9 protein-coding genes are annotated in these 8005 nt (G+C 71.2%); 5 read left to right on the top strand and 4 right to left on the bottom strand.

Annotation, left to right across the window (positions count from 1 at the left end; genetic code table 11):
* A partial coding sequence (locus HUV01_RS09595; protein WP_174298055.1) for an ACT domain-containing protein occupies positions 1–261 on the top strand: 261 nt, incomplete at its 5' end.
* Between the two features lie 237 nt (positions 262–498).
* Here HUV01_RS09595 and HUV01_RS09590 read toward each other — a convergent pair.
* The 4 genes from HUV01_RS09590 to HUV01_RS09575 form a co-directional block, all read right to left on the bottom strand.
* Entirely contained in the window at positions 499–945 is a 447-nt protein-coding gene (locus HUV01_RS09590; protein WP_174298054.1) for a hypothetical protein, read from the bottom strand.
* Positions 942–1298, bottom strand: coding sequence for a hypothetical protein (locus HUV01_RS09585; RefSeq protein ID WP_174298053.1), 357 nt, complete (start codon positions 1296–1298; stop codon positions 942–944). The genes HUV01_RS09590 and HUV01_RS09585 overlap by 4 nt, the downstream gene beginning before the upstream one ends.
* A gap of 68 nt (positions 1299–1366) precedes the next feature.
* Positions 1367–1795: a CoA-binding protein gene (locus tag HUV01_RS09580; protein ID WP_174298052.1), complete on the bottom strand. Its 429-nt coding sequence runs from the start codon at positions 1793–1795 to the stop codon at positions 1367–1369.
* Positions 1796–1840: 45 nt separating this feature from the next.
* Entirely contained in the window at positions 1841–2848 is a 1008-nt protein-coding gene (locus HUV01_RS09575; protein WP_174298051.1) for an Mrp/NBP35 family ATP-binding protein, read from the bottom strand.
* 71 nt (positions 2849–2919) lie between these two features.
* On the opposite strand from HUV01_RS09575, the gene hflK reads away from it, so the two are divergent.
* The 4 genes from hflK to HUV01_RS09555 all read left to right on the top strand — a co-directional run.
* Complete coding sequence (gene hflK, locus HUV01_RS09570; protein ID WP_174298050.1) at positions 2920–4032, top strand: protease modulator HflK; 1113 nt, start codon at positions 2920–2922, stop codon at positions 4030–4032.
* Positions 4033–4040: 8 nt separating this feature from the next.
* A complete protein-coding gene (gene hflC / locus HUV01_RS09565) occupies positions 4041–4907 on the top strand; it encodes a protease modulator HflC (RefSeq protein WP_174298056.1) in 867 nt (288 codons plus the stop codon).
* Positions 4908–5008: 101 nt separating this feature from the next.
* Positions 5009–6562, top strand: coding sequence for a Do family serine endopeptidase (locus HUV01_RS09560; protein WP_174298049.1), 1554 nt, complete (start codon positions 5009–5011; stop codon positions 6560–6562).
* Between the two features lie 119 nt (positions 6563–6681).
* Positions 6682–8005: helicase HerA-like domain-containing protein (locus tag HUV01_RS09555; protein WP_174298048.1), on the top strand; the 1324-nt coding region annotated here is incomplete at its 3' end.

Below are 8005 nucleotides of genomic sequence, written 5' to 3'. Positions count from 1 at the left end.
GGGCGCGCGTACCTGCGCTTCACCGTCGCGGACCGGGTGGGCGTGCTGGCGGAGATCGCGGCGGCGATGCGCGATGCGGGCGTCTCGATCGAGAGCCTGATCCAGCGCGCTCCCGCGACCGACGGGGCGAGCGCGGACGGCGGCGTGCTGGTCGCGATCGTCACGCACGAGGGGCCGGAACGGTGCGTGGCGGCCGCACTGGAGCGGTTGCGCGGATCGTCCAGCCTGTCGGGCCAGCCGCTGTGGATGCACCTCCTGTAGCCGGAGCCGCGTCGGGCGCAGTCGACGGCGGCGGCGCGCGACCGAGCGCCATTGCGCGAATCCGACCCGTCCGACGTCACGGCGGCGGCATCGCCGTCGCCCCGCCCGACCTTGCTTCCCCCCACTCACCCGTTCGTGCCGAGCTTACCAAGGCATTGTGCTTCGCCTGCGTCCGTTCGAAGAAGCACGGCCCTTCGACAAGATTGGGGCGAACGGTGGAGAGGGAACCCGCAACCGCTATGGATGCACCTTCTGCGACACGTCGACGGGCGGGTCATCGTCCATCGATATGGCGACCCGGCCGGTCTTGTCGGGGTGCTTCGCGAACGCCTTTTTCACCAGCCCGGCGGCGCCGTTGACCAGCGCGGGCATCGCATAGCCACCCCCGCCGATCGGACAGCCCTCGCCATAGGCGCCGCATTCGGTGCCGATCCCCGGCCCGTCCAGCGCCACGCGGGCGCTAAGGTCTGGGTTGGACGGCACGGCATGATCGGGCACCCCCCGAAACCGCGCGAGCGGCAGGCGGGGCGCGAGCGTCTCGGGACGTCCGCACACCACCACGTCGCCGCCGTCGTTGCTGGCGTTGGCGCATGGGTCGGTGAGGATGGAGAACTTTTCGCGCGCGGGCGCGGGCGCGGTCGGCGGGGCGGTCGCGGCCTGGAGCAGGAGCAGCGCGGCGATCACGGTGCGAGCGGCCGGACGTGGGTCGTCGTGCCGCTCGCGCCGAAGCCGACGCCCGCGCTCACCCCCACCATGCCGCCGCCGACGAGGAAGGGCGACAGGTCCTGCACCGGGCTGGTGCGGTGGAGCAGCGCCGCGCGCTCCTGCACGACGTCGTCGCGGCGGTCGGCGACGCGGGTCGCCAGCGGCGCGCGATAGCGGTCCGCCCGGCGCCGGCCGCAGACCGTGACGTCGGTCGTGCCGGGGGTGGCGTCAACGACGGCGCATCGGACCTCGGCGGCGGTTCGCGCCCGCGCGATGGCGATGAGGTCGGGCGCGGATTGGCCGATCAGCAGGAGGATGGGCGCGATCGGCATGGCGGAACCCTTGCTGTCGGATGGCGCAACGAACCACAACCGATCGCCGTTGTCGAGGCCGCCGCGCGTCATCCGACCCGCGCCACGCCCAGCCGCGGGATGTCGATCGCCGGGCACCGGTCCATCACCACCTTCAGCCCCGCCGCCTCGGCGCGGGCGGCGGCGTCGTCGTTCACCACGCCCAGCTGCATCCACACCGCCCTGGCGCCGATCGCGATCGCCTCGTCCACCGCCGCGCCCGCCGCGTCCGAACGGCGGAAGATGTCGACCAGGTCGATCGGGTCGCCGAGCTGCGCCAGCTCGCGGAACACGAACTCGCCGTGCAGGTGCTCGCCCGTGATCTGCGGATTGACCGGGATCACGCGGTAGCCGTGGCCCTGCAGCATCCGCATCACGCGCCACGACGGCCGGTCCGGCCGGTCGGAGGCGCCGACCAGCGCGATCGTGCGGGTCTCCTCCAGCAGCGCCCTGATATCCTCGTCGCGCGTCAGCGGCATCGCCCGTCCTCCTTGCGCGCTCAACGCCGGGATGAGGGGGCAGGTTCAGTGCGCGTCGAGCCAGGCCGCGACCTTGCCCGCCAGCCCGGCGAATACCGTGTCGCCCGCCAGCGCCGCCGGCGGCTCGCCCGCGTCGGACGCTCGGCGGATCGCGATGTCGAGCGGTACGCGGCCGAGGAACGGGATGCCCAGCTCGCCCGCCGCCGCTTCTGCGCCGCCGCGCCCGAACGGGTCGGACACCGCGCCGCACGACGGGCACGCATAGCCCGCCATGTTCTCGACGAGGCCGACGATCGGGATGCCCGCCGTCCGGAACAGGTCGATCGCCCTGGCCGCGTCGATCAGCGCCAGATCCTGCGGCGTCGAGACGATGACCGCACCCGCCGGCCGATGTTTCTGGATCATGGTCAGCTGGATGTCGCCGGTGCCGGGCGGCAGGTCGAGGAGCAGCGTGCCGGTCGCGCCCCAGTCGGCGTCCACCATCTGCCCCAGCGCGCCCGCCGCCATCGGCCCGCGCCACGCGACCGCGCGGCCGGGCTCGACCAGTTGCCCCATCGACAGCATCGGCACGCCCCAGCGGGTGGCGACGGGGATCATCACCTTCTCGCGCGCCTGCGGCCGTTCGCCCTCCGCGGCCATCAGCCGCGGCTGCGAGGGACCATAGATGTCCGCGTCCACCAGCCCGACGCGCCGCCCGGCCCGTGCGAGCGCCACGGCGAGGTTCGCCGCCAGCGTCGACTTGCCGACACCGCCCTTGCCGCTGGCCACCGCGATCAGCCGGCGGGGCCTGTCGCCCGCGTGCCTGTCGCCCGCGTGACCCTCGCCCGCCAGGCTGTGTCCGGGCGCCCGTTCGCTCGTCATCGCGACGCGCACCTCGTCCACGCCGGGGACGGTCGCGGCGGCGGCGCGCACCTGCGCCTCCAGCGCCTCGCGTTCGGGTACGGCCAGGCCGGTGACGTCCAGGATCACGTCGGCGCGGCCGCCGGTCAGTCGCGCGGAGGCTAGGACGCCGGCCAGTGGCGACAGCGCGGCGGTCAGCTTGTCCTGGGTCATCGCGGGCTGATCTAGGAGGCCCCACGGACCTTGCCACTGTTTTTCCGATCATAGCCACCTATAAAGATGGGATGACGATCCTGACGGGCTGGTTCCAGCGCGCGCCCGCGCTCCATATCGATCAGCCCAAAGGCCCCTGGGGCGGGTCGGGCGAGAACGGCGGCGGCGCGTCGGGCGACGGCAAGCCGGGCGGGCCGCGCAACCCCTGGTCGGTCCCGCCCAAGGGAGCAAAGCCCAGCGCGCTGGACGATTTCCTGCGCCGCGCGCGTGGCGGCGGCGGGCCGGTCATGCCTCAGGCGCCCAGGCCGCGCACCTTATGGGGGATCGGCGCCGCGCTGATCGTCGGCGGCTGGGTGGTGTTCACCTCCTTCCATCCGATCGGGCCGCAGCAGCGCGGCGTGGTCACCTATTTCGGCGCCTATGCAAGGACGCTGGATCCCGGCATCAGCCTGACGCTGCCCGCGCCGATCGCCACGGTGACGAAGGTGGACGTGCAGAACATCCGCACCGACGACCTGCCGGCGGAGGGCGAGGGCGGCGGCGGCGAGCGGCCGATGCTGACCCGCGACGGCAACCTGATTGACCTTGCCTATTCGGTGCGCTGGAACATCAGCAATCCCGAGGATTACGTGTTCCAGATCAAGGACCCGCGCGAGACGCTGAAGGCGGTCGGCGAGAGCGCGATGCGCGAGGAGGTGGCCAACGTCACGCTCGACGAGGCGCTGGGGCCGGGCCGCACCGCTATCGAGGGGCTGGTGCAGGAGCGGATGCAGCGGATCCTCGACGGCTATCGTTCGGGCCTGCGCATCCAGGGCGTCGCGATCAAGCAGGCCGATCCCCCGGCGGCGGTGAACGATGCGTTCAAGGACGTGACCGCGGCCCAGTCGGACGCCGCCACCGCGCGCAACAACGCGACCTCCTATGCGCAGCAGCGCATCGCGCAGGCGCAGGGCGAGGCGGCCGCGTTCGACGTCTACTACACGCAATACAGGCTCGCCCCCGAGGTCACGCGGCGGCGGATGTATTACGAGACGATGGAGGCCGTGCTCGCCAATACCGACAAGACGATCGTCGAGCCGAACGGCGTGATGCCGTACCTGCCGCTCGACCGCGCGCGCAAGCTGCCCGACGCGCCCGCCGCCGACACCTCGGCCGGGGCGCCAGCTTCGGGAGGCGGCCAGTGACCGGGGCAATGGCCGGCCTATGGCGCAATCCGGTGGTGATCGGCACCGCCGCGCTGCTGTTCGCGATCCTGGCGGCGGCGACGTTCGCGATCGTGCCCGAGACCGAACAGGCCGTCATCATCCGGCTCGAACGGCCGATCGGGGTCGTGAACGCATACCGGTCGAACGAGACGTTCGGCGACACGGGCGCCGGCCTCATCGCCCGCATCCCGTTCGTCGACCGGCTGGTGTGGGTCGACAAGCGGGTGCTCGACGTCGATGCCGAGAACCAGCAGATCCTGTCGTCCGACCAGCAGCGGCTGGAGGTGGACGCCTATGCCCGCTTCCGCGTCGTCGATCCGATGCGGATGGTGAACACCTCGCGCAGCGTGGACGGTGCCCGCCAGGCGCTGACCCCGCTGCTCGCGTCCGCGATCCGGAGCCAGATCGGCAAGATCCGGTTCCAGGTGCTGCTGAGCCCCGACCGCGACAAGGTGATGACGGCGATCACGGCACGGCTCCAGCGCACCGCGTCGCAATACGGCGTCCAGATCGTCGACGTGCGGATCAAGCATGCCGACCTCCCTTCGGGCAGCCCGCTCGACCGCACGCTGGAGCGGATGCGCACCGCCCGCCAGCAACAGGCGGCGTTCACGCGGGCGCAGGGCAACAAGGACGCCCAGATCATCCAGGCGAACGCCGATGCCCAGGCCGCCCAGATCTATGCGCAGGCGTTCAACAAGGATGCGGCCTTCTACGACTTCTACCGTTCGATGCAGTCGTATCGGCAGACGTTCCTCCCCGGCCGCGGACCCAATGCGCCAAAGGGTTCGACCGCCTGGGTCCTGTCGCCCAACAACAGCTACCTGCGCAATTTCGAGAATGGCGGTCGCTGAATGACCGCTGGCCGCGTTGTTCATATTCAATCCGCGTTCAGGCGGCGGTCGGCATGACCACGCCGTCGCTTCACCCGCGATCCGAGAGGAACTGATCCATCGTGCGTTATGCCTATGCCCTGACCGGCGCCCTGCTGCTGGGCGGCACCGCCGCCACGCTGGCCATCCACAATCCCGCCGCCGCGCAGGCCGCGCAGAACGAGCCGGGCGCGATCCAGGCCACCGCGCCGCGTGTCGGCGCGCCGATGAGTTTCGCCGACATGGTCGCGCGGCTCCAGCCCGCGGTCGTCAACATCTCGACCACGCAGAAGGTGACCGTCCAGCAGCAGCAGAACCCGTTCGCCGGCACGCCGTTCGGCGAGCTGTTCGGGCAGCAGTTCGGTGAGCAGGGCGGCGGCAACGGCGGCGGTACGCCGGTGACGCGCGAGGCGCAGTCGCTGGGTTCGGGCTTCCTGATCTCGCCCGACGGCTATATCGTCACCAACAACCATGTCATCGCGGCGGGCGGCAAGGGCGCGACGGTCGAGTCGATCACCGTCACGATGACCGATCGCAAGGAGTATGTCGCGAGGCTGGTGGCGCGGGACGTGGCGTCGGACCTCGCGGTGTTGAAGATCACGACGCCGGGGACGCTGCCGTTCGTGAAGTTCGGGGACTCGGCGCGGGCGCGGGTCGGCGACTGGGTGATCGCGATCGGCAACCCGTTCGGGCTTGACGGGACCGTCACCGCCGGCATCGTCTCGGCGCTGCACCGTGCGACCGGCCTTGGCCCCTATGATCGCTTCATCCAGACCGACGCCGCGATCAACCAGGGCAACTCTGGCGGCCCGATGTTCAACATGAGCGGCGACGTCATCGGCATCAACTCCCAGATCCTGGGCAGCCAGGGGGGCGGCAACATCGGCATCGGTTTCGCCATCCCCGCCGAGGAAGCCAAGCCGATCGTGGAAAAACTGCGCGCCGGCGGCACGATCAGCCGCGGCTATCTGGGCGTCAGCATCCGGCCGGTGGACAGCGACATCGCCGCCGCGCTCGGCGTACCCAAGAACCAGGGCGAGCTCATCGGCGTCGTCGAGCCGGGCGGCCCGGGCGCGAAGGCCGGATTGCGCCAGGGCGACGTCGTCACGCGCGTCAACGGCACCGCGATCACGCCCGACACGACATTGTCCTATCTCGTGGCGGCGGTAACGCCGGGTACGCAGGCGCGGTTCGACCTCATCCGCGACGGTAAGCCGCTGAGCGTCACCGCCACCGTCACGACGCGCCCGTCCGAGGACAAGCTGGCGGCTACCCTGGGCGCCGGCGACGACGATGGCGACGGCATTCCCGACGATGTTCAGCCGGGCCAGCCCGCGGCCTCCAACAGCCTGGGCCTGACGGTACAGCCGCTGACCCCGGCGATCGCGCGGTCGATCGGCGTCGCCGACGGCACCACCGGCGTGGTCGTCTCGTCCGTCGACGCGTCGACCGATGCTGGCGCCAAGCTGAAGCGCGGCGACGTCATCAGCGCGATCAACAGCACGGCGATACGCACGCCGGCCGACCTCGCCCGCGGGGTGGCGGCGGCCAAGGCGGCGGGTCGGCCGCAGGTGCTGCTGCTCGTCACGCGCGGGCGGGTCGCGGGGCGGTACATCCCGGTGAAGCTGAAGAGCTGATCGGCACTTTGGGTCTCGGGGAGGGCCGTCGCGAGTGATCGCGGCGGCCCTTTTCGCAGGATGCGACCGGCAAGTCCTGCGGTTCTGTCCTTGACCGGTCGGAAGAGGGGAGAGCCACGATGGCCGACGACGCGAACACCGGCATCTTCATCGGCGCGCGGGCCGGCGGCGCCGCGCCGCAGCGGCTGCAGTTGCGCCTCGCCAATCGGCACGGCCTGATCGCCGGCGCGACCGGTACCGGCAAGACCGTGACGCTGCAGGGCATCGTCGAGGGATTTTCCGCCGCCGGCGTGCCCGCGTTCGTGGCGGACGTGAAGGGCGACCTGTCCGGGCTCGGCATGGCCGGATCGCCGATGGACAAGACGCATGCCGCCTTCGCCGCGCGCGCGCAGGCGGTCGGCGACGCGGACTGGGCCTATGCCGCCTGCCCCGTGCAGTTCTGGGACCTGCTGGGCGAGCAGGGGCATCCGATCCGTACCACCGTCAGCGAGATGGGGCCGTTGCTGCTCGCGCGCCTGCTCGACCTCAACGACGTGCAGGAGGGCGTGCTGGCGATCGTCTTCCACGTCGCGGACAAGGACGGGCTGCTGCTGCTCGACCTCGACGACCTCCAGGCGATGCTCGCCGAGTGCGCGGGCCGCGCGGCCGAGCTGACGGCGCAGTTCGGCAACGTGTCCCGGCAATCGGTCGGCGCGATCCAGCGTGCGCTGCTGCAGCTGCGCTCGCAGGGCGGCGACCATTTCTTCGGCGAGCCCGCGCTCGACCTCGCCGACTTCATCGCCACCGACGAGAACGGGCGCGGCATCGTCAACATCCTCGCCGCCGACAGGCTGATGGCGACGCCCAAGCTGTATTCGACGTTCCTGCTGTGGCTGATGAGCGAGCTGTTCGAACACCTTCCGGAAGTGGGCGACCCCGACAGGCCCAGGATCGCGTTCTTCTTCGACGAGGCGCACCTGTTGTTCGACGACGCGCCGAAAGTATTGCTCGACAAGATCGAGCAGGTCGTGCGGCTGATCCGGTCCAAGGGCGTCGGTATCTATTTCATTACCCAGAACCCGATCGACGTGCCCGATCGCGTCGCGGGGCAGCTTGGCCATCGCGTCCAGCATGCGCTGCGCGCCTTTACCCCGCGCGACAGCCAGGCGGTGCGCGCCGCGGCGACCACCTTCCGCGCCAACCCCCCGCTCGACGTGGAGACCGCGATCACGCAGCTGGCGGTGGGCGAGGCGCTGGTGTCGCTGCTTCAGCCCGACGGCTCGCCCGCGCCGGTCGAGCGCGTGCTGGTCAAGCCGCCCGCCAGCCGCGTCGGGCCGGTGAAGCCAGACGAGCGCACCGTGCTCGTCGGCACCGACGCGATCGGGACGAAGTACGACACGCCCGTCGATCGCGAGTCCGCGCAGGAGATGCTGGCGGCCAGGGCGCAGGCGGGGGTGGCGGCTG

It is taken from the genome of Sphingomonas bacterium (assembly GCF_903643035.1).
Classification (GTDB): Bacteria; Pseudomonadota; Alphaproteobacteria; order Sphingomonadales; family Sphingomonadaceae; genus Sphingomonas.
Note: the sequence above shows the minus strand (reverse complement) of the source record. Positions and strands in the feature narration are given on the sequence as shown.

Coding starts and splice junctions, on each gene's coding strand:
- HUV01_RS09585 (WP_174298053.1), bottom strand. CDS start 1,298: ATGCCGATCGCGCCCATCCTCCTGCTGATCGGCCAATCCGCGCCCGAC.
- HUV01_RS09580 (WP_174298052.1), bottom strand. CDS start 1,795: ATGCCGCTGACGCGCGACGAGGATATCAGGGCGCTGCTGGAGGAGACC.
- HUV01_RS09575 (WP_174298051.1), bottom strand. CDS start 2,848: ATGACCCAGGACAAGCTGACCGCCGCGCTGTCGCCACTGGCCGGCGTC.
- hflK (WP_174298050.1), top strand. CDS start 2,920: ATGACGATCCTGACGGGCTGGTTCCAGCGCGCGCCCGCGCTCCATATC.
- hflC (WP_174298056.1), top strand. CDS start 4,041: ATGGCCGGCCTATGGCGCAATCCGGTGGTGATCGGCACCGCCGCGCTG.